The organism is Streptomyces sp. XM83C (genome assembly GCF_023072675.1).
GTDB lineage: Bacteria > Actinomycetota > Actinomycetes > Streptomycetales > Streptomycetaceae > Streptomyces > Streptomyces thermocoprophilus.
On sequence record NZ_JALLGL010000117.1, the window covers coordinates 1 to 18,334 of the forward strand.

At 72.5% G+C, this 18,334-nt stretch carries 16 protein-coding genes and 1 tRNA gene; 6 read left to right on the forward strand and 11 right to left on the reverse strand.

Annotation, left to right across the window (positions count from 1 at the left end; all coding sequences use genetic code 11):
* Positions 1-148: 148 nt before the first annotated feature.
* The 5 genes from MTQ10_RS15360 to MTQ10_RS15380 all read left to right on the forward strand — a co-directional run bounded on the left by MTQ10_RS15360 (position 149) and on the right by MTQ10_RS15380 (position 4,244).
* Positions 149-1,225, forward strand: a complete 1,077-nt coding sequence (locus MTQ10_RS15360; RefSeq protein ID WP_247467926.1) for an ABC transporter ATP-binding protein — start codon at positions 149-151, stop codon at positions 1,223-1,225.
* On the forward strand, positions 1,215-2,123 hold the full coding sequence (locus MTQ10_RS15365) for an ABC transporter permease (RefSeq protein WP_247467931.1): 909 nt from the start codon (positions 1,215-1,217) through the stop codon (positions 2,121-2,123). Before MTQ10_RS15360 ends, MTQ10_RS15365 begins: the two co-directional genes overlap by 11 nt.
* The gene (locus MTQ10_RS15370) at positions 2,120-3,031 is read left to right on the forward strand and encodes an ABC transporter ATP-binding protein (RefSeq protein ID WP_247467932.1); all 912 of its coding nucleotides are present in this window, start codon (positions 2,120-2,122) and stop codon (positions 3,029-3,031) included. The genes MTQ10_RS15365 and MTQ10_RS15370 overlap by 4 nt, the downstream gene beginning before the upstream one ends.
* 10 nt (positions 3,032-3,041) lie before the next feature.
* Positions 3,042-3,761: an ABC transporter permease gene (locus tag MTQ10_RS15375; protein WP_247467936.1), complete on the forward strand. Its 720-nt coding sequence runs from the start codon at positions 3,042-3,044 to the stop codon at positions 3,759-3,761.
* Positions 3,762-4,159: 398 nt separating this feature from the next.
* Positions 4,160-4,244 (forward strand) — tRNA-Ser (locus MTQ10_RS15380).
* Positions 4,245-4,303: 59 nt separating this feature from the next.
* Here the strand turns inward: MTQ10_RS15380 and MTQ10_RS15385 are convergent.
* The 9 genes from MTQ10_RS15385 to MTQ10_RS15425 all read right to left on the reverse strand — a co-directional run bounded on the left by MTQ10_RS15385 (position 4,304) and on the right by MTQ10_RS15425 (position 14,552).
* The gene (locus MTQ10_RS15385) at positions 4,304-5,101 is read right to left on the reverse strand and encodes an HAD family hydrolase (protein ID WP_247467939.1); all 798 of its coding nucleotides are present in this window, start codon (positions 5,099-5,101) and stop codon (positions 4,304-4,306) included.
* Positions 5,098-6,375: a serine--tRNA ligase gene (gene serS, locus MTQ10_RS15390; protein WP_247467942.1), complete on the reverse strand. Its 1,278-nt coding sequence runs from the start codon at positions 6,373-6,375 to the stop codon at positions 5,098-5,100. Before serS ends, MTQ10_RS15385 begins: the two co-directional genes overlap by 4 nt.
* A gap of 637 nt (positions 6,376-7,012) precedes the next feature.
* The gene (gene pheA / locus MTQ10_RS15395) at positions 7,013-7,948 is read right to left on the reverse strand and encodes a prephenate dehydratase (RefSeq protein ID WP_247467945.1); all 936 of its coding nucleotides are present in this window, start codon (positions 7,946-7,948) and stop codon (positions 7,013-7,015) included.
* Between the two features lie 131 nt (positions 7,949-8,079).
* Complete coding sequence (gene efeB, locus MTQ10_RS15400; protein ID WP_247467948.1) at positions 8,080-9,351, reverse strand: iron uptake transporter deferrochelatase/peroxidase subunit; 1,272 nt, start codon at positions 9,349-9,351, stop codon at positions 8,080-8,082.
* Between the two features lie 8 nt (positions 9,352-9,359).
* The gene (locus tag MTQ10_RS15405) at positions 9,360-11,405 is read right to left on the reverse strand and encodes a copper resistance CopC/CopD family protein (protein WP_247467951.1); all 2,046 of its coding nucleotides are present in this window, start codon (positions 11,403-11,405) and stop codon (positions 9,360-9,362) included.
* 14 nt (positions 11,406-11,419) lie between these two features.
* Positions 11,420-11,875 carry a copper chaperone PCu(A)C gene (locus tag MTQ10_RS15410; protein WP_247467954.1) on the reverse strand — a complete coding sequence of 152 codons (456 nt, stop codon included), beginning with the start codon at positions 11,873-11,875 and terminating at the stop codon, positions 11,420-11,422.
* Positions 11,872-12,528 (reverse strand): SCO family protein, encoded by a 657-nt coding sequence (locus MTQ10_RS15415; RefSeq protein ID WP_247467957.1) that lies wholly within the window; start codon positions 12,526-12,528, stop codon positions 11,872-11,874. Before MTQ10_RS15415 ends, MTQ10_RS15410 begins: the two co-directional genes overlap by 4 nt.
* Positions 12,529-12,623: 95 nt before the next feature.
* Complete coding sequence (locus tag MTQ10_RS15420; RefSeq protein WP_247467960.1) at positions 12,624-13,364, reverse strand: YcnI family copper-binding membrane protein; 741 nt, start codon at positions 13,362-13,364, stop codon at positions 12,624-12,626.
* A 366-nt stretch (positions 13,365-13,730) separates the two neighbouring features.
* Positions 13,731-14,552, reverse strand: coding sequence for a hypothetical protein (locus tag MTQ10_RS15425; protein WP_247467963.1), 822 nt, complete (start codon positions 14,550-14,552; stop codon positions 13,731-13,733).
* Positions 14,553-14,795: 243 nt separating this feature from the next.
* Here MTQ10_RS15425 and MTQ10_RS15430 point away from each other — a divergent pair, with 243 nt between their 5' ends.
* Entirely contained in the window at positions 14,796-15,248 is a 453-nt protein-coding gene (locus MTQ10_RS15430) for an ATP-binding protein (protein ID WP_247467966.1), read from the forward strand.
* Positions 15,249-15,300: 52 nt separating this feature from the next.
* Here MTQ10_RS15430 and MTQ10_RS15435 read toward each other — a convergent pair whose 3' ends face one another.
* Positions 15,301-15,948 (reverse strand): DUF4913 domain-containing protein, encoded by a 648-nt coding sequence (locus tag MTQ10_RS15435; RefSeq protein ID WP_247467967.1) that lies wholly within the window; start codon positions 15,946-15,948, stop codon positions 15,301-15,303.
* A 3-nt stretch (positions 15,949-15,951) separates the two neighbouring features.
* Positions 15,952-18,334, reverse strand: a 2,383-nt coding sequence (locus MTQ10_RS15440; protein ID WP_247467970.1) for a tetratricopeptide repeat protein, incomplete at its 5' end; no start/stop codon positions are given.

Here is an 18,334-nt window from a genome sequence, read left to right on the forward strand (position 1 = left end):
GGGCACGAGGGCCTTTCTGGTCGCCGGTGCAGATCTCGCAATCCACACCGAGCCAGAGGGCCCTCACCCATTTCAAGATCACACGTCAGTGATCGCTGTCACCAACCTCCGTGGACAGAACACCTAGCCCTGGAGTACGGCATCCCCCATGCCCCCGTACGACCGCAGGCGGATACGAAGACGGCTCTCCGGGGTGACGTCTCACGTGGCGTGCGTCACTACTGTCGACGACGTGACTGTGATCGCGACCGAAAGCCTGAGCAAGCGGTTCCCCCGGGTGACCGCACTCGACCGGCTGTCCATGGACATCGGACCCGGTGTGACGGGACTCGTCGGCGCCAACGGCGCCGGCAAATCCACCCTCATCAAGATCCTGCTGGGCCTGTCCCCGGCTTCGGAGGGCCGCGCCGAGGTGCTCGGACTCGATGTCGCCGCCCATGGCCCCGCCATCCGCGAGCGGGTCGGCTACATGCCCGAGCACGACTGCCTGCCGCCCGACGTCTCCGCCACCGAGTTCGTCGTGCACATGGCCCGCATGTCCGGCCTGCCGCCCGCCGCGGCCCGCGAGCGCACCGCGGACACCCTGCGCCACGTCGGCCTGTACGAGGAGCGCTACCGCCCCATCGGCGGCTACTCCACCGGCATGAAGCAGCGCGTGAAACTCGCCCAGGCCCTCGTCCACGACCCGCAGCTGGTCTTCCTGGACGAACCCACCAACGGCCTGGACCCCGTCGGCCGCGACGAGATGCTCGGCCTCATCCGCCGCATCCACACCGACTTCGGCATCTCCGTGCTGGTCACCTCGCACCTGCTCGGCGAACTGGAACGCACCTGCGACCACGTCGTCGTCATCGACGGCGGCAAACTGCTGCGCTCCAGCTCCACCACCGACTTCACCCAGACCACCACCACGCTCGCCGTCGAGGTCACCGACACCGACGAACACCCCGACGGCACGCGCGCGATGCGCGAGGCGCTCCTCGCGCGCGGAGTGGACGTCCAGGACGGCAGCGGCCTGCCCGGCGCCGGCCACACCCTGCTCCTCACCGCCGACGGCGAGGACACCTACGACCTCATCCGCGACCTCGTCGCCGACCTCGGACTCGGCCTGGTCCGCATGGAACAGCGCCGGCACCACATCTCGGAAGTCTTCACCAGCGCCGACCGGCAGGACGGCACCCACCACGACCAGCAGCGGAAGGAGGCGGCCGGCCATGGCGGTTGAGCAGCACCTGGCCGACGGCCGGGACAACCAGACCCGCATCCACGACATCGGGTACCGCAACTACGACGGCCCCCGCCTCGGCCGCGCCTACGCCCGCCGCTCGCTGTACTCGCAGTCCCTGCGCGGCGCGTACGGCCTCGGCCGCTCGGTGAAGTCCAAGGTGCTGCCGATGCTGCTGTTCGTGGTGATGTGCGTACCCGCCGCGATCATGGTCGCGGTGGCCGTCGCCACCAAGGCCAAGGACCTCCCCGTCGACTACACCCGCTACGCGATCATCATGCAGGCGGTGATCAGCCTGTACGTCGCCTCGCAGGCACCCCAGGCCGTCTCCCGCGACCTGCGCTTCAAGACCGTGCCGCTGTACTTCTCCCGCCCGATCGAGACCTCCGACTACGTCCGCGCCAAGTTCGCCGCGCTGGCCTCCGCGATGTTCCTGCTCACCGGCGCACCGCTGCTCGTCCTCTACGTGGGCGCGCTGCTCGCCAAGCTGGACTTCGCCGACCAGACCGCCGGATTCGCACAAGGACTCGTCTCCGTGGCACTGCTCTCCCTGCTCTTCTCCGGCATCGGCCTGGTCATCGCCTCGGTCACCCCGCGGCGCGGCTTCGGCATCGCCGCGGTCATCGCCGTCCTGACCATCTCCTACGGCGCCGTCTCCGTCGTCCAGGCCATCGCCTACGAGCAGGACAGCACCGGAGCGGTCGCCTGGCTCGGACTGTTCTCTCCGGTCACCCTCATCGACGGGGTGCAGTCCGCGTTCCTCGACGCCCCCTCCGCGTTCCCCGGCGGCCAGGGCCCCTCCAGCGGGCAGGGCGCCGTGTACGTCCTCGTCGCGCTCGGCCTGATCGCCGCGACCTACGGCCTGCTGGTGCGCCGCTACAAGAAGGTGGGACTGTGACCACGCTCTCCATCGACCACGTCTCCCGCTGGTTCGGCAACGTGGTCGCCGTCAACGACATCACCATGACGATCGGCCCCGGTGTCACCGGCCTGCTCGGCCCCAACGGCGCCGGGAAGTCCACCCTCATCAACATGATGGGCGGCTTCCTCGCCCCGTCCACCGGCACCGTCACCCTCGACGGGCAGCCGGTGTGGCGCAACGAACAGATCTACCGGCACATCGGCGTCGTACCCGAGCGGGAGGCGATGTACGACTTCCTCACCGGCCGCGAGTTCGTGCTCGCCAACGCCGAACTGCACGGCCTGGGCGAGAAGGAGGCCCGGCGCGCCCTCGCCACCGTCGAAATGGAGTACGCGCAGGACCGCAAGATCGCCACGTACTCCAAGGGCATGCGGCAGCGCGTGAAAATGGCCAGCGCCCTCGTCCACGACCCGTCGCTGCTGCTGCTCGACGAGCCGTTCAACGGCATGGACCCGCGGCAGCGCATGCAGCTGATGGAGCTGCTGCGGCGCATGGGCGACGAGGGCCGCACGGTGCTGTTCTCCTCCCACATCCTGGAGGAGGTCGAACAGCTCGCCTGGCACATCGAGGTGATCGTGGCCGGCCGGCACGCAGCCAGCGGCGACTTCCGCCGCATCCGCCGCCTGATGACCGACCGCCCCCACCGCTACCTGGTCCGTTCCAGCGACGACCGTGCCCTCGCCGCCGCGCTGATCGCCGACCCGTCGACATCCGGCATCGAGGTCGACCACGCCGAGGGCGCGCTGCGCGTCCAGGCCGTCGACTTCGCCCGCTTCACCGCGCTGCTGCCCAGGGTCGCCAAGGCCCACGGCATCCGGCTGCTGACGGTGTCGCCGTCCGACGAGTCCCTCGAATCCGTGTTCTCGTACCTGGTCGCGGCGTAGGAGGCCGAAGATGTACAACCCCACCGTCGCCCGGCTCACCTACCGGGCCCTCCTCGGCCGCCGCCGGGCCCTCATCCTCGGCGCGCTGCCGATGCTGCTCCTGTTGATCGCCACGGCCGTGCGCGCGCTGACCGGAGCCGACGACCAGATCGCGGCGGACGTCCTCGGCGGGTTCGCGCTCGCCACGATGGTGCCGATCATCGGTGTCATCGCGGGGACCGGCGCGATCGGCCCGGAGATCGACGACGGCTCCGTGGTGTATCTGCTGTCCAAGCCGGTCAAACGGCCGACGGTCATCTTCACCAAGCTGATCGTCGCGATCGCCGTCACCATGGCCTTCTCCGCCGTCCCCACGCTGATCGCCGGGCTGATCCTGAACGGCAACGGCCAGCAGATCGCCGTCGCCTACACCGTGGCCGCGCTCGTCGCGTCCATCGCCTACGCCGCGATGTTCCTGCTCCTCGGCACGGTCACCCGGCACGCGGTCGTCTTCGGGCTGGTGTACGCCCTGGTGTGGGAGGCGCTGTTCGGCTCCCTGGTGGCCGGTGCGCGCACCCTCAGCGTCCAGCAGTGGTCGCTCGCGGTCGCCCACAGGGTCGCGGGCGGCGACCTCGTCACCTCCGACGTGGGGCTGACGACCGCGACGGTGCTGCTGGTCGTGGTGACCGTGCTGGCCACCTGGTACGCGGGACAGCGGCTGCGGTCGCTGACGCTGGCCGGGGAGGAGTGAGCCGACGGCTCGGCGCTGCTCGGGGTGCGGGTCTTGCGCGGGGTGCGGGGCTTGCGCGGGGTGCGGGCTCCGCTCGGGGCGCGGGCCCTGTGCGGAGGACCGGCCTTGCTCGGGGTTCGGGCCCTGTGCGGCGCCCCGGAAATTCGCTGGCGGGCCGACCGCCGTACCGGCACAGTGGTGTGTGTCCACACCGCCGGGCCGGACGACGGCCCGGTGTCGCACGCCGGGAGAGGAGCGGGACGATGCCCATGCACGGCAGTACGTCCGGCTCCCGTCAGGGCAGCCCGCGGCGGTCTCCGGAGTAGCCGTCACCTCTCCGTCGAGCCCGCCCCGCACGGGGACTGCCCGGGGCGGCTGCTTCGAGCACGCGATGTCGCTCTCGCGTGGGCCGCCCACCCGGAGGATTGGCCGAGCGGTAAGGCACCGGCTTGCTACGCCGTGGTCGGGGGTCACCCCGCGCACGTTCGATCCGTGCATCCTCCGCGAGAAGAGACATCAAGGGTCGCACTTCCCTCGGAAGCGCGGCCCTTGCCCTCGTCGCGTCAGCCCAGCAGCCCTTCCAGGACCGCCGCGATGCCGTCGTCCTCGTTCGAGGCCGTCACCTCGTCGGCGACCGCCTTCAGTTCCTCGTGGGCGTTGGCCATGGCGACGCCGTGCCCGGCCCACGCGAACATCGGGATGTCGTTGGGCATGTCGCCGAAGGCGATCGTGTCGGCGGCCTTCACCCCGAGCCGGCGGGCCGCGAGGGACAGCCCCGTCGCCTTGGACAGGCCGAGCGGCAGCAGCTCGACGATGCCCGGCCCGGCCAGCGTGACGGTGACGAAGCCGCCCGCGGCGCGCCGGGCAGTGTCGGCCAGCTCGTCGTCGGTCAGCTCCGGATGCTGGATGTAGATCTTGTTCAGCGGCGCCGACCACAGGTCGGAGGCGTCGGTGAACGGGGTCGCGGGCAGCTTGCCGTGCGCCGCGTAGCCGGGGCCGACCATCACCTCGCCGTCGACGCCGTCGCGGCTGGCCGCCAGGTACAGCGGGCCGACCTCCGCCTCGATCTTGGCGAGGGCCACCCCGGCGAGCTGCCGGTCAAGGGTGACCGACGTCAGCAGGCGGCGCTCCCCGGCGTGGTACACCTGCGCGCCCTGGGCGCAGACGGCGAGCCCGTCGTAGCCGAGGTCGTCGAGGATGTGCCGGGTCCAGGGGGCGGCGCGGCCGGTGACGACGATATGGGCGGCGCCCGCCGCGGTGGCCGCGGCGAGCGCCTCACGGGTGCGCTCGGAGACCGACTCGTCGGAGCGCAGCAGCGTCCCGTCGAGGTCGGTGGCGATCAGCCGGTAGGGGAAGGTCACTTGGCGACCGGCTCCAGGACCTCCCGGCCGCCCAGGTACGGCCGCAGCACCTCGGGGACGCGCACGGAGCCGTCGGCCTGCTGGTGGTTCTCCAGGATCGCCACGATGGTCCGGGGTACGGCGCACAGGGTGCCGTTGAGCGTGGCCAGCGGGCGGACCTTCTTGTCCTCGCGGACGCGGATCGACAGCCGGCGCGACTGGAACTCGGTGCAGTCCGAGGTCGAGGTCAGCTCGCGGTACTTGCCCTGGGTGGGGATCCACGCCTCGCAGTCGAACTTGCGGGCGGCCGAGGCGCCGAGGTCGGCGGAGGCCACGTCGATGACGCGGAACGGCAGCTCGAGGGAGGTCAGCCACTGCTTCTCCCACTCCAGCAGCCGCTGGTGCTCGGCCTGGGAGTCCTCGGGCTTCACGTACGAGAACATCTCGACCTTGTCGAACTGGTGCACGCGGAAGATGCCCCGGGTGTCCTTGCCGTGCGAGCCGGCCTCGCGGCGGAAGCAGGGGGAGAAGCCGGCGTAGCGCAGCGGCAGCTGGTCGGCTTCGAGGATCTCGTCCATGTGGTACGCGGCGAGCGCCACCTCGGAGGTGCCGACCAGGTACAGGTCGTCCTTGTCGAGGTGGTAGACGTCCTGCGCGGCCTGGCCGAGGAAGCCGGTGCCGGCCATGGACTGCGGGCGGACCAGCGCCGGGGTGAGCATCGGCTTGAAGCCGGCGGCGGTGGCCTGGGCCATGGCCGCGTTGACCAGCGCCAGTTCCAGCAGGGCGCCGACGCCGGTGAGGAAGTAGAAGCGGGAGCCGGACACCTTGGCGCCGCGCTCGACGTCGATCGCGCCGAGGAGCGTGCCGAGTTCCAGGTGGTCCTTGGGCTCGAAGCCCTCGGCGGCGAAGTCGCGGATGGTGCCGTGGGTCTCCAGGGTGACGAAGTCCTCCTCGCCGCCGACGGGCACGTCGGGGTGGACGAGGTTGCCGAGCTGGAGGAGGAGCTCCTGGGTCTCGGCGTCGGCGGCGTCACGCTCGGCCTCGGCGGCCTTCACATCGGACTTGAGCTGTTCGGCCCGCCGCAGCAGCTCGGCCTTCTCCTCGGCCGAGGCCTTGGGGATCAGCTTGCCGAGCGACTTCTGCTCGTTGCGCAGCTCGTCGAAGCGGACGCCGGAGGACCTGCGCCGCTCGTCGGCAGAGAGGAGAGCGTCGACGAGCGCGACGTCCTCTCCACGGGCACGCTGAGAAGCGCGCACACGGTCGGGGTCCTCACGGAGCAGGCGAAGGTCAATCACGCGGTCCAGGCTACCGGTGCGGCATCCCGGCTCTCGACTCACTATCGGGTCTGCGTCACCGATCACCATCGGGTCCGTGTCACCGACGGCTCGGATTCCGCCGCGCTTCGCTCCGCAAAAATACCGATACGGACTGTTATGAGGGAATTGCCGTATGTGTCCGGGGCGGATCCCGGCCGTCAAGGCAGCGCGTCCCACTCCCTGGGACGGGGCAGCGGCGAGGTCGCGTGTTGACCGGATTTCCTTGTGGGGAGCGGGATTTGAGGCCGGGTGCTGTCCACAGTGCTCCACAGCCTCCGAGAAGTTATCCACAGGGTGTGAGAAAGATCTGTGGATTACGGAATTGATCGCTCCGGGATCGGGTCCCGTCCTGGGGATTCCCGGTGCAAACCTCTTTTATCCGCACTTTCGAGTGGAAAGTGTTCGCTCCAAAGGATGGAGTAAAGGAAACAGGTGGACGAAGTGTGACCTGTGAGGCAGGGACCGTATCAAGGCCCAGAAGGGCGATTTGTCGACTGGGTCGCCCTTGTGAGTCGACTTGTCCCCAGGTCGAGATGATGGCCTGTGGATAACTCCTGTGGATAACTTAAATATGCAGGTAGGACCGGGCGTCCTCGGTCGCCAGTCCCGGCTCTGGCTAGAAACGCCCGTCCTGGCAGCGCGCCACCCAGTCCGCCGCCGCCACGAACTCCGCGTCCGACGTGCCGGGCCGCGGCGGCTCCGCCTCCCCCGGTCGGACGTCCGCGCGCGGATACGAGCCGAGGAACCGCACCTCCAGACAGATCCGCTTCAGCCCCATCAGAGCCTCCGCCACCCGGCGGTCGGAGATATGGCCCTCGGCGTCGATGCAGAAGCAGTAGTTGCCGATGCCGGCGCCCGTCGGACGGGACTGCAACAGCATCAGGTTGATCCCACGGGTGGCGAACTCGCCGAGCAGATCGCGCAGCCCGCCCGGATGGTCGTCGCGCTGCCACAGCACCACGGAGGTCTTGTCCGCGCCCGTCGGTGCCGCGGGCCGGGCCGGGCGGCCCACCAGCACGAACCGCGTCTGCGCGGTCTCCGGGAAGTCATGGATGCCGGTCTCCAGCGCCTCCAGACCGTACCGGGCGGCGGCGAACTCACCGGCGAACGCGGCGTCGTAGCGGCCCTCCTGCACCAGCCGGGCGGCGTCCGCGTTCGACGCGGCCGACTCCCAGTCCGCGTCGGGCAGATGCGTCCGCAGCCAGTTGCGCACCTGCGACTGGGCGGCCGGATGCGCGGAGACCGTCTTGATGTCGGACAGCTTCGTGCCGGGCCGCACCAGCAGCGCGAAGGTGATCGACAGCAGCACCTCGCGGTAGATCATCAGCGGCGTGCCCGCGACCAGCTCGTCGAGCGTGGTGGTGATACCGCCCTCGACGGAGTTCTCGATCGGCACGAACGCGGCCTCGGCCTCACCGGCGCGCACCGCGTCCAGCGCGGACTGCACCGACACGTACGGGATCAGCTCACGGGTGGCCGCCTCGGGCAGAGTGCGCAGGGCGATTTCCGTGAAAGTGCCCTCGGGGCCGAGGTACGCATAGCTCGCTGGCATGGCTTCACCCTAATGGGCCCACGCACCCAGGGCTCGCGCGTCCCCGCAGAGCCACTCGACCGGGTGGTTTGAAACACCCGTCCCCGCAGACAGGCGTGTCGCTCCCCCCGTCAGGCCGCCCCGGCCCCCGGTCAGCCCTCCAGCAGGCGCTGCCCCACGTACTCCCCCTTCGCCGCGCCTCCCGGCACCGCGAACAGCCCGCTCGCCTCGTGCCGGATGTACTCCGACAACGCGTCTCCCCGGTCGAGCTTGCGCTGCACCGGCACGAAGCCCCGCAGCGGGTCCGCCTGCCAGCAGATGAACAGCAGCCCCGCGTCCGGCGTCCCGTCGGCGTCGATGCCGTCGTGGTACGAGAACGGCCGGCGGAGCATCGCGGCGCCGCCGTTCTGGTCGGGCCGGGTGATCCGGGCGTGCGCGTTGATCGGGACCACGAGGTTCCCCTGGGGGTCCGTCTTCTCCAGGTCCATCTCGGTCGTCTCGGTCCCGCCGGACAACGGCGCCCCGTCGGACTTGCGCCGCCCGATGACCTTCTCCTGCTCGGCGGGCTTCAGCTTCTCCCAGTCGTCCAGGAGCATGCGGATGCGCCGCACGACGGCGTAGGAGCCGTTCGCCATCCACGCGGGCTCGCCGTCCTCCGGCACGAAGATCCGCCGGTCGAAGTCGGCGTCGGCCGGCCTCGGATTACGTGTGCCGTCGATCTGGCCCATGAGGTTGCGGGCGGTCATCGGGTGGGCGGTGGCGCCCGGCGACCGGTTGAAGCCGTTCATCTGCCAGCGGACCCGGGCCGCGCTGCCCGCGTCCTTCTGGATCGCGCGCAGCGCGTGGAAGGCGACAAGGGCGTCGTCGGCGCCGATCTGCACCCACAGATCGCCGTTGCTGCGGGCCTTGTCCAGCCGGTCGGAGGAGAACTCCGGCAGCGGGTCGAGCGCGGCGGGCCGCTGCTTCTCCAGCCCCGTCCGGGCGAAGAAGCTGTGCCCGAACCCGAAGGTGACGGTGAGCGACGACGGGCCGGCGTCACGGGCGATGTCCGTGTCGCCGTGCGGGGCCGGCTCACCGGCCATCAGCCGCTCGGCCGTCTGCGACCAGCGGCGCAGCAGCGCGGCGGCCTCCTTGCGGCCCGCCCCGGCGGCGAGGTCGAAGGCGACGAGATGGCCGCGGGCCTGAAGGCCCTCGGTGATGCCGGGCTGATGTTTCCCGTGAAACATCGCACGACCCGACCCCACCGAGGTGAGCGGTGTGGCCGGCGAGGGTGCGGCGGCGTATCCCGCGGCGGCACCGGCCGCGCCGAGCACGAGGCCGGTGGCACCGGCGGTGCCGAGCAGCGCCCGCCGGGAGAGTCCCTGCGGGGCGGGGTCCGAGGTGGCGTCGGCGGAGGGGGCCGTCCGTGCGGACTGTTCGGTCATGGTGCGGTTCAGCCGATCTTCGCGTTCTTGGCGACGGTCACCTGGTCGATGTCGGAGGTCCGTACGGTCACGGCGACCTTCCAGTCGCCGGCGACCGGCAGCTGTACTCCGCTCGCCGACCAGTGTCCGGTGGTGATGTGGTCGGGTACGACGGGCAGTGGCCCGATGTCCTTGGCTTCGAGGGTGAAGGCGATCTTCACCTCGGGGATGTCCCAGGCGCTGCCGTCGGGGTGGGTGACATAGACGTGCATCTCGTTGGCGCCGACCCGCGCGGGGTCCAGGTCGATGGTGACGACGCCCTGTCCGTCCTTGCCGCCGGTGTCGAACGGCATGTCCAGGGTCACCGCGCCCGTGGCGGTGCCGGGCGCGGCGGAGGACGCGGGGGCCGAGGAGGCCGCGGCGCGGGCGGCTTCCTCGGTGCGGCCCGGCTCGGTCTGCGTCAGCGCGGTCGTCACGGCGAGCAGGACCACGGCGACGCACGCCTCGGCGAGCACCGAGCGCCGCAGCCCGGACCGCTCGGGGTCCGCGTCCCGCTCCCGCTTCCGCCGCGCCGCCTCCATCACGGCCCGCTGCCGGGCGAGCTGCGCGGCGCGCTCGGGGTCGGTGCCGCCGTCGGGGTCCGTGCCGGAGGCGGAGTCCGGGTCCGCCGCGACCGGCCTCGTCCCCGTACGGACCCCGGCCGATCCGCGACCACTCCCCGCGCCCTCTGCGCCACGGGCATCAGCAGGGGCACGGCCCTTGCCCGTGCCCTCTCCGGCCCGGCCGTCGGCGCCCACCTTCTCCAGCTCACCGTCGTCCGCGGAGCCCGTCGAGGACAGCGCCGCGGCGTCCCGTAGCCGGCCCGTCCACCGCCGGGAGATCCACGCGATGCCGACGAGCAGCGCCACGAGCCCGATCTTGGCGAGCAGGTACTGCCCGTACCGCGTGCCGGTGAAGGCGGACCAGGAGCCGAGCTGCCGCCAGGACTGGTAGGTGCCGGTGGCGGCGAGGACGACGACGCTGCCGAAGGCGACGGCGGAGAACCGGCGTACGGCGACCGCGGCGACCGGGGTGCCCGCGGGCGCCCGGTACAGCGCGACGAGGAGCGCGGTGAGCCCGCCGAGCCAGGCGGCGACGGCGAGCAGATGCAGCACGTCGACCGGCATGGCGATGCCCGGCTGGAGGCCGGTGGAGGCGTGCTCGGCCATGGCCCAGCTCGCGGCGAGCCCGGCGGCGACGACCCCGCCGCCGACGGCGAGCCCGAAGGTCAGGTCGCGTTTCTCCTCGGCCTCCCGTTTGTCCCAGGCGCCGAACAGCACGGCGATGAACAGCGCGGCGGCGGCGAGCAGCAGCAGCCGGGAGACCAGGGCGGCGCCGGTCTTGGTCTGCAGGACCTGGCCGAGAAGGTCCAGGTCGAGGATGTCGCCGGCCTTGCCGGAGGTGGTGTAGGCGCCGCGCAGGAGCAGCAGCCACAGCGTGGCGGCGGTCAGCGCGAGCCATCCGGCGACGACGACCCGCTGCACGGCCCGCACCCCGGCGCCGGCCGGCCAGCAGGCGAGGACGAAGGCGGCGCCGCCGACCAGCACGATGAACCCGGCGTAGGAGACGTACCGTCCGAAGCCGTAGAGCCCGCCGACCAGGCCCCCGCCGGCCTCCTGACCGGTGACGGAGACCGTGGTGGAGGAGGGCGCGCCGACGGAGAAGGTGTAGGCGCCGGCGACGGGGTGGCTGTCGGCGGAGACGACCTGGTACGTGACGGTGTACGTGCCGTCGGGCAGTCCGCTGTGCAGCTTCACGGCATACGTCGTGCCGCTGACCTCGGTGGGGTCGCCGGTGTCGACGCGGTTGCCCTTGGGGTCGAGGACGCGCAGGGAGTCGCCACCGACGGCGACGCTCTCGGAGAACGTCAGGGTGACCTGCGCGGGTGCCTGCTGGACCACCGCCCCCTGCCGGGGGTCGCTGCCGGTCAGCGCGGCGTGCGCGGAGGCCGGGGCGGCGCCGGCGAGGAGGGCGCCGGCGACGGCCAGGAGCAGCAGCACGAGGTTCCGCGCGCGGGGGGCGATGGTCTGCGTCACGAAGGTCCCCTCCCTCAGTGGCCGTCGGCCGGTCGGTAGGTCGCGGGCTTGACGGGTATGGCGACCTTCACGGTGCCGGACTCGGCGAAGTGCAGTTCGACGTCGACGGTCTCACCCTGCTTCGGCTTGCGCTTCAGCATCTCGAACATCAGATGGTTCCCGCCGCTGCTGAGGACGAGCTTGCCGTGGGCGGGCACCTCCATGGACGTCGTCTCGCGCATCGCGCCGCCGCTGGTCTCGTGGAGGGTGACGCTGCCCGCGGCGTCGCTGGTGACGGAGGTCAGCCTGTCCGCGGCGCCGCCGTCGTTGGCGACGGTCAGGAAGCCCGCGGCCATGTCGGACACCGGCTGCGGCATGTACGCGCCGCTGACCGACAGTTCGGCCTTGGCGTCGTCGTCGCCGGACCCGCAGCCCGTCAGCAGCAGCGCGCCGGTCAGGGCGGCGGCGGTCAGGGCGGCCGTACGCCTCACGGGTTCTCCCCCTTGATGATCAGCGGGAGGTCGTGGGCGTAGTCGTCGACGGTGGCGTCCTTGCCGTACAGCACATAGCCGGCGTCGGTCTTCGGGGAGAACGCGATGACCTGCGTGCCGTGCATGGAGACGACCTTGCCGTTCTTGTCCTTGTACGGCGCGTCGATGGAGATGCCCAGGGTGCGGGCGCCGGCCTGGATGGTGGCGAAGTCGCCGGTGAGGCCGACGACCTGGGGGTCGATGCCCTTGAGCCAGGCGCCGAGGGCGGCCGGGGTGTCCCGTTCGGGGTCGGTCGTGACGAACACGATCCGCAGCTTGTCCTGATCGGCCCTGGGCAGCTTCTTCTTGGCGACGGCGAGGTTGTTCATCGTCAGCGGGCACACGTCGGGGCAGTGCGTGTAACCGAAGTAGATCAGGGTGGGCCGGCCCTGGGTCTCCTTGCGGAAGTCGTACTGCTTGCCGTGGGTGTCGGTCAGCACCAGATCGGGCTTCTCGAACGGCTTGTCCAGCACGGTGGCGGCCTTGCCGGAGTCGGTCTCCTCGGAGACCACGGAGACGGGGTCGGCGGCGGAGTCGCCGCCGCTGTCGCAGGCGGAGAGGGTGAGGGAGGCGGCGGCGAGCAGGGCCGCCGCGGCGATGGTCTTCTTGCGCATGGAGTGAAATGTCCCGGATAGGTACGGAGCCGACGCGCGCAGGGGCCGCTCTCCGAGGGAGGCGGTACGGCCCCTGCGCGCGGCCGGCGGGAGCGTCAGGCGGCGTTGCGGCGGCGGCCGGCGAGGACGCCGTAGGCGACGCCCGCCACACCGGCGACGATGCCGATGACGCCGAGGACGCGGGCCGTGGTGTCGGTGTCGTCGTCCGCGGCGGCGGAGGTGTTGGCTGCGGTGGCCTTCGTGTCGTCGGCCGAGGCGCCGGAGGAGGACTTCTGGGCCCCGGCGCTGCCGTGCGCGTCTGCGGCGGCGGACAGCTTCAGCACGGGGGCGGGGTTGTCCGGCTCGTCCTGGCCCTCCTGCGGGACCTCGATCCAGCGGACGACCTCCTTGTTGTCGTACGTCTGGATCGCCTTGAAGACGAGCTGGTCGGTGTCCTCGGGGAGCTTGCCGACGGAGACCGGGAACTTCTGGAAGAAGCCGGGGCGGACCCCGCCGTCGGTGGCGGTCCAGGTCACCTTGGACACGGCCTCGGTGACCTTCTCGCCGTGCACCTCCAGTGGCTTGGCCAGCTTGGACTTGGTGACGGCGATCTGCCAGCCGTCGATCGGCTCGGGCATCACCGAGGTCAGCGGGTGGTCGGTCGGGAAGTTCACTTCCAGCTTGGTCGTCGAGGCGTTGTCGCGCTCGTTCGGCACCTTGAAGTCGACGACCGCGTAGCCGCCCTTCGCGGCCGTTCCCTCGGGCTGCACGGAGACGTGCGCGAGGGCGGGGGAGGACAGCGTGAGGACGGCCGTGGCGGCGAGGGCGCCGGGGACGGCGAGACGGGAAACCTTCATGGAAGGCAGCACTCCACTTCGAGTGAGTCCGACTGGGTCTGTTGGGAACCGCTGAGACATACGCGCGCGGACGCCGCTCCGTGCGGGCCGGCCGCCGATGCGCAGGAGCCGGGCACCGGTCCGTGCCGGTCGGAGCCGGTCCGTACCGGTCGGAGCCGGTCCGTACCGGTCCGTGCAGGTCCGTGCCGGGCACCGGTGGGACCACGGGCCCGCGGGACACCGGACCGGCCGAAGGAGGCCGGGCCCGAGGAGCACCGGGAGGCACCGGGGCAGGTACGCGCGTGTGCCGTGTCGCGTGCCGCACGACGGCGCGGCCCCGGCTCCCCGGTCGGTTCTCCCGGAGATACGGCGGGTGGTCGCGGCGCGTCAGGCGGCGAGGGCGAGAGCGGCGGGCGGGCCGCGTCGGATCACGCTGTGCTGAAGTGCGGCGGCGGTCGGTCTGCACGCCGCCGGCCAGTCGGTGCGCGGCAGCCGCGGGCCGTGCTGCGGCGCGGCCGGCAGCCCGGCGAGCAGGGCGCGCACCAGGGTGAGCGCGGCGCGCAGCGATCGTACGAGCGCCCCGTCGGCGACCTCCCGCGCGGACAGCGCGGCGAGCGAGGCCAGACGCAGCAGGGCCAGATCGCCGTGGCGCAGCAGCCAGCCCGCGGCGAGCGCCGCGAGGACGTGGCCGAGCAGCATCGGCAGGGACGGCAGCAGGGCCGCCGGGGAGTCCGGGCCGACGGGCAGCGCGTCCACCGGGTGGTGCGCCGCCGACGGCAGCACACGCGCGTCGGTGAGGATCTTCTGCGCCCGGACCGGGCTGATCTGCGCGGCGGTCGCCCCGCACATCAGACGCGCGGCCTGCGCGACGAGCGAGCCGTCGGAGGGTGACACCCCGGAGCTGGCGGAGACGCCGGCGGCGTGCTGGCCCAGCCCGAACAGGGTGTGCAGGACGGTCTGCCCGACGGCGAGCAGCGTCACGATGCCGGGCAGGGACCGCTCACGTCCGGCGAGCGGCACCACGACCGCCAGGGCCCCGAGGAAGCCCGCGCCCAGCGCCCACGGCGGGACCGTGGCGCAGGAGGCGAGCGTGTGCCCGCACGCGGCCAGCACGACACAGACCGCGGCGAACACCGCGGCCCGCAGCAGGCGCAGTCCGCGTCCCGTGCGCTCTTCGTGCGCGCCCGGACGCGCGTGGGGGGCAGTCATGGCGGGGCCCATCATCGCATTGCCCGCCCCGCTTCCGGGCGGCAGGTCCACAAGCTTCCGTAGGACCGTAAGGTCATGTTCTGATACGACCGGCACCCACCTGGCTCAACGTGTCCCCCATACACCGTTCGTGACCTGCGGCGCATCCCCCATATGGGCGGCATCACGTCAATTCCGGGCTTACGGATGAGTAAGCGCGGCAATACGTAACGGTATGTCGAGCCGCGGCCGGGAGGCTGGAGCATGAGCATCTGGTGGTCACTCCATCTGCGGCGCGAGGCTGCGAGCGTGCCGCTGGCGCGCCGCCTGCTGCTCGGCACCATGGAGACGGCGGGCGTCGACCCCGACATCTCCTACGACCTCTCCGTCGCCCTCACCGAGGCCTGCGCCAACGCCGTCGAACACGGCGGCGGCACCACGTCCGGCAGCTCCGCCGCCTACCGCGTCACCGCCTACCTCGACGGCGAGATGTGCCGGATCGAGGTCACCGACTCAGGCCCGGGCTTCGACCCCGCCGACGCGTGCGGCCCGCGCGCCCCGTACGAGGACGCCGAGCACGGCCGCGGTCTGCATCTGATCCGCCAGCTCGCCGACCACGTCCACATCGGCGGCCTGCCGGGCGGGCGGGGCGGCGCCGTGGTGAGCTTCGACAAGATCCTCAAGTGGCGGGAGGACGCACCGCTGATGGCGGTGTAGCGGCCGGTCGGCACACCACGCACAGCGGGCGGGCGCCCGCCCCCGGCGCCGCTCAGTCCAGCGCGAACGGGTCGCGGGACCGCCACTGCCGCTGATCGGTGAAGATCCCTTCCGGCGGCGGCACGTGCGGCAGCGACTCCGCCGTGCCGTGCCCGTCGGCGCAGTGGGCGAACGGCCCGGTGACGGGATCGGTCAGCGCACGCCAGTGCGGGTCCGCGTGGTGCAGCCACCAGTTGGAGATCCCGAGGGCCCCGTCGAACCGCAGCATCTCCCATGCCCGCCACACGGCGTCCAGCCGGGACACCGCCTGCGCGTGCCGGTACCACTCGGGGCACCACACCCGCCCCGAGCCGGGCGGCGGCGGGGACAGCAGGTGGCACAGCCGGTCGGTGAAGAACTCCACGACGTTCGCGTAGAACAGGTCCTCCGCGCGGACACCGTCCTCCTCGTCACGCCGGATGTCGTCCGACGCCGGAGCGGGTTCTTCCTCGTGCGGGATGCCGTCGGGGGTCACGTTCGGTCCTCCGTCGTGGGGGATGCCGTCCGGGGGCACGGCGGGTTCTTCGTCGTGGGGGATGCCGTCGAGTGTCGGTTTCGGTTGTTCGTCGTGCGGGATGCCGTCGAGTGTCGGTTTCGGTCCTTCGTCGTGCGGGATGCCGTCCGGGGGCACGTCCGGTCCCTCGTCGTGCGGTGACGTCATGCGTCAACCTCCCTTGCGTGCCAGGACGTCGGCGGCCTCGGCGTGCCGGCCGACGCGTTCCAGTACGGCGGCGAGCAGCCGTACCGCGCAGTTCAGCTCGTACTGGAGGTGGTGCGGGTCCCGCGCGACCAGCTCCCGGTAGCCGCGGACCGCCCGCCGCGCCGGCGCCACCGCGCGCACCGCCCGATCCCACCGCCCCTGCCCGGTGAGGCTCAGCACCCGGGCCAGCGCGTGCGACAGCAGCGCAGCCCGCTCCGGCGGCACACCGGGCCCCGCGAGCAGCGCACGGCAGGCCTCCTCCGCGCGCCGGGCGGTGCGCCACGCGGCGGGGCGGCGCCCGGCCATCTCCAGGGCCTCCGCCAGCCGCAGCAACGCGAAACAGAGGCTCGCCTCCCGCGCGGCCCGCCCGTTCCCGGACGGCTCGTCGCGGAGCCGTACCTCGTGCTCGGCGACGGGTACGGCCTCGCCGTACCGCCCCGTCCTCAGCAGCGCGACGCTCAACTGGGCGCAGGTGTCGGCGAGGAGCACCGTGTGCCGGGCGTCCCCGGCGGCGAGGTCCCGCCGCAGCCCGTACGCCTCCCGCAGCAGCGGCACCGCGCGGTCGGCGCGCAGCGCCTGCCCGGACAGAAAGCTGGACCCGAGGTCGTGCAGACAGAACGCCAGCCCCTCCCGGCCGGCGGCGTTCTCGCGGGCGAGCCGGCGATAGTGCGGCAGGGCCTGCCGCAGCAGGATGCGGACGGCCGCGTGCCGGGCGTGCCGGCGGTACAGGTCGGAGCCGTCGTGCAGGGTCGCGACGTACCCCTGCGTGTAGAGGCCGGGGGCGTACTCCAGGAGGCGGTGCCGGATGCCGAGCGCCTGGGCGAGCGCGGCCTGCGCCTCCGGGGCGCGTCCCAGCGCGTCCAGGGCAAGGGCGAGCGCGGAGGCGACCCCGGCGCGGGCATGCAGCTCGATCGCGCTGAGCGGCAGCGGCGCCTGCTCGAACAGCCGCAGCGCATGGGCGAAGTGCCCGGCCGCCGCCCGGTCGTCGCCCGCCTCCGCCTCCAGATGGCCGAGCGCGCCTACCGCGCGGGCCAGTTCGGGCACACCGGTGCCGCCGGGCCGCACCAGGGAACGCCGGATCGCGACGGCCTCCCGCACGCACGCGCGTGCCGCCGCGAGGCCGTCGGCCCGCAGGCTGTGGGACAGGTTGAGCAGCAGTTGCGCCAGGTCGGGGCCGTGCACGTCGGGCAGGTCCCGCGCGATCGGCTCCAGCAGCGCGATCGCCTCGCGCTCCAGCGCCATGACCTCCCCGCGCGGCCGGCCGGCGGCGCTGTGGTCGACGGCCAGCCCCATCAGGGCCCGCGCCAGGTCGGCGCTGTACGCGTCGGGGTTCTCCGCCGCGAGCCTGCGGGCGGCTGCCACGGCCTCCTCGGTCATCGTCAGCGCCTCGGCGTCGCGCCGGAAGTGCCACAGGCTGGTGCCGCGCGCCACCAGCGCCCGCGGCAGCAGCAGCGGGTCCAGGTCCGGGTGGCGGTCCGTCAGCTCCCGGGCGCGCCGTACGGCTTCCTCGGTGTGCTCGTCGGACCGGGCGACCCGGTCGAACGGCACCGAGTCCGGGTCGAGCCGCCACGCGACGTACGACTGGTTCACCAGCGCCCGCACCAGCCCGTGCTCGCGGCGCTCCCGCTCCGGGCCGTCCTGTCCGACCAGCGTCCGGTACAGGGCGAGCGCCCGCTCCCCGGCCCGCTGCGCCTGCGTGTACCGCCCGGCTCTCAGGCAGGCCTCGGACAGCACCAGCAGGGCCTCCGCCTCCTCGGTGAGCTGCGCGGTCCCGGCGTCGACCGCGTCCTCGCACAGGGTCACGGCGTCCTCGGCGGCCCGGCGTGCCTCCTCCCAGTCGCCGACGGCCAGGCAGCGGCGGGCGAGATGGCGCCGGGCCCGCGCCCGGTCCCGCCGGGCCTGAGGTGAGTCCTCCGGTACGGCGTCGCAGAGCCGGTTCAGCTCGCGGGCCACGTCGAGGGCGTACTCCCGCAGCAGATGCGACTGCTCCGGCAGCGTGTCCGCGTGGGCCCGCAGCAGGCCGACGGTGAGCGGCGCGTCGGCGGGCACGGACCGCAGGACGTCCCGCAGCCGCCCCACGACCTCCCGCGCCCGCCGGGCGTGCCCGAGGGCGCCGCCATCGCCAGTGCAATGGCCGTCCCCGCCGGCCTCGCTGACGCCGCCCTCGGCCGCACGCGTGCCGGAGCCTTGGTGGTCCCTGCTCGCCTCGTTGACGCCGCTCTCGGCCGCACGCGTGCCGGAGCCTTGGTGGTCCCTGCTCGCCTCGTTGACGCCGCTCTCGGCCGCACGCGTGCCGGAGCCTTGGTGGTCCCTGCTCGCCTCGTTGACGCCGCTCTCGGCCGCACGC

What these genes read in the sequence shown, in the direction of transcription:
- efeB (WP_247467948.1), bottom strand. Translation starts at nt 9,351, where the DNA reads ATGACCGAACAGTCCGCACGGACGGCCCCCTCCGCCGACGCCACCTCG.
- MTQ10_RS15415 (WP_247467957.1), bottom strand. Translation starts at nt 12,528, where the DNA reads ATGCGCAAGAAGACCATCGCCGCGGCGGCCCTGCTCGCCGCCGCCTCC.
- pheA (WP_247467945.1), bottom strand. Translation starts at nt 7,948, where the DNA reads ATGCCAGCGAGCTATGCGTACCTCGGCCCCGAGGGCACTTTCACGGAA.
- MTQ10_RS15425 (WP_247467963.1), bottom strand. Translation starts at nt 14,552, where the DNA reads ATGACTGCCCCCCACGCGCGTCCGGGCGCGCACGAAGAGCGCACGGGA.
- MTQ10_RS15430 (WP_247467966.1), top strand. Translation starts at nt 14,796, where the DNA reads ATGAGCATCTGGTGGTCACTCCATCTGCGGCGCGAGGCTGCGAGCGTG.
- MTQ10_RS15420 (WP_247467960.1), bottom strand. Translation starts at nt 13,364, where the DNA reads ATGAAGGTTTCCCGTCTCGCCGTCCCCGGCGCCCTCGCCGCCACGGCC.
- MTQ10_RS15360 (WP_247467926.1), top strand. Translation starts at nt 149, where the DNA reads ATGCCCCCGTACGACCGCAGGCGGATACGAAGACGGCTCTCCGGGGTG.
- MTQ10_RS15375 (WP_247467936.1), top strand. Translation starts at nt 3,042, where the DNA reads ATGTACAACCCCACCGTCGCCCGGCTCACCTACCGGGCCCTCCTCGGC.
- MTQ10_RS15365 (WP_247467931.1), top strand. Translation starts at nt 1,215, where the DNA reads ATGGCGGTTGAGCAGCACCTGGCCGACGGCCGGGACAACCAGACCCGC.
- MTQ10_RS15435 (WP_247467967.1), bottom strand. Translation starts at nt 15,948, where the DNA reads ATGACGTCACCGCACGACGAGGGACCGGACGTGCCCCCGGACGGCATC.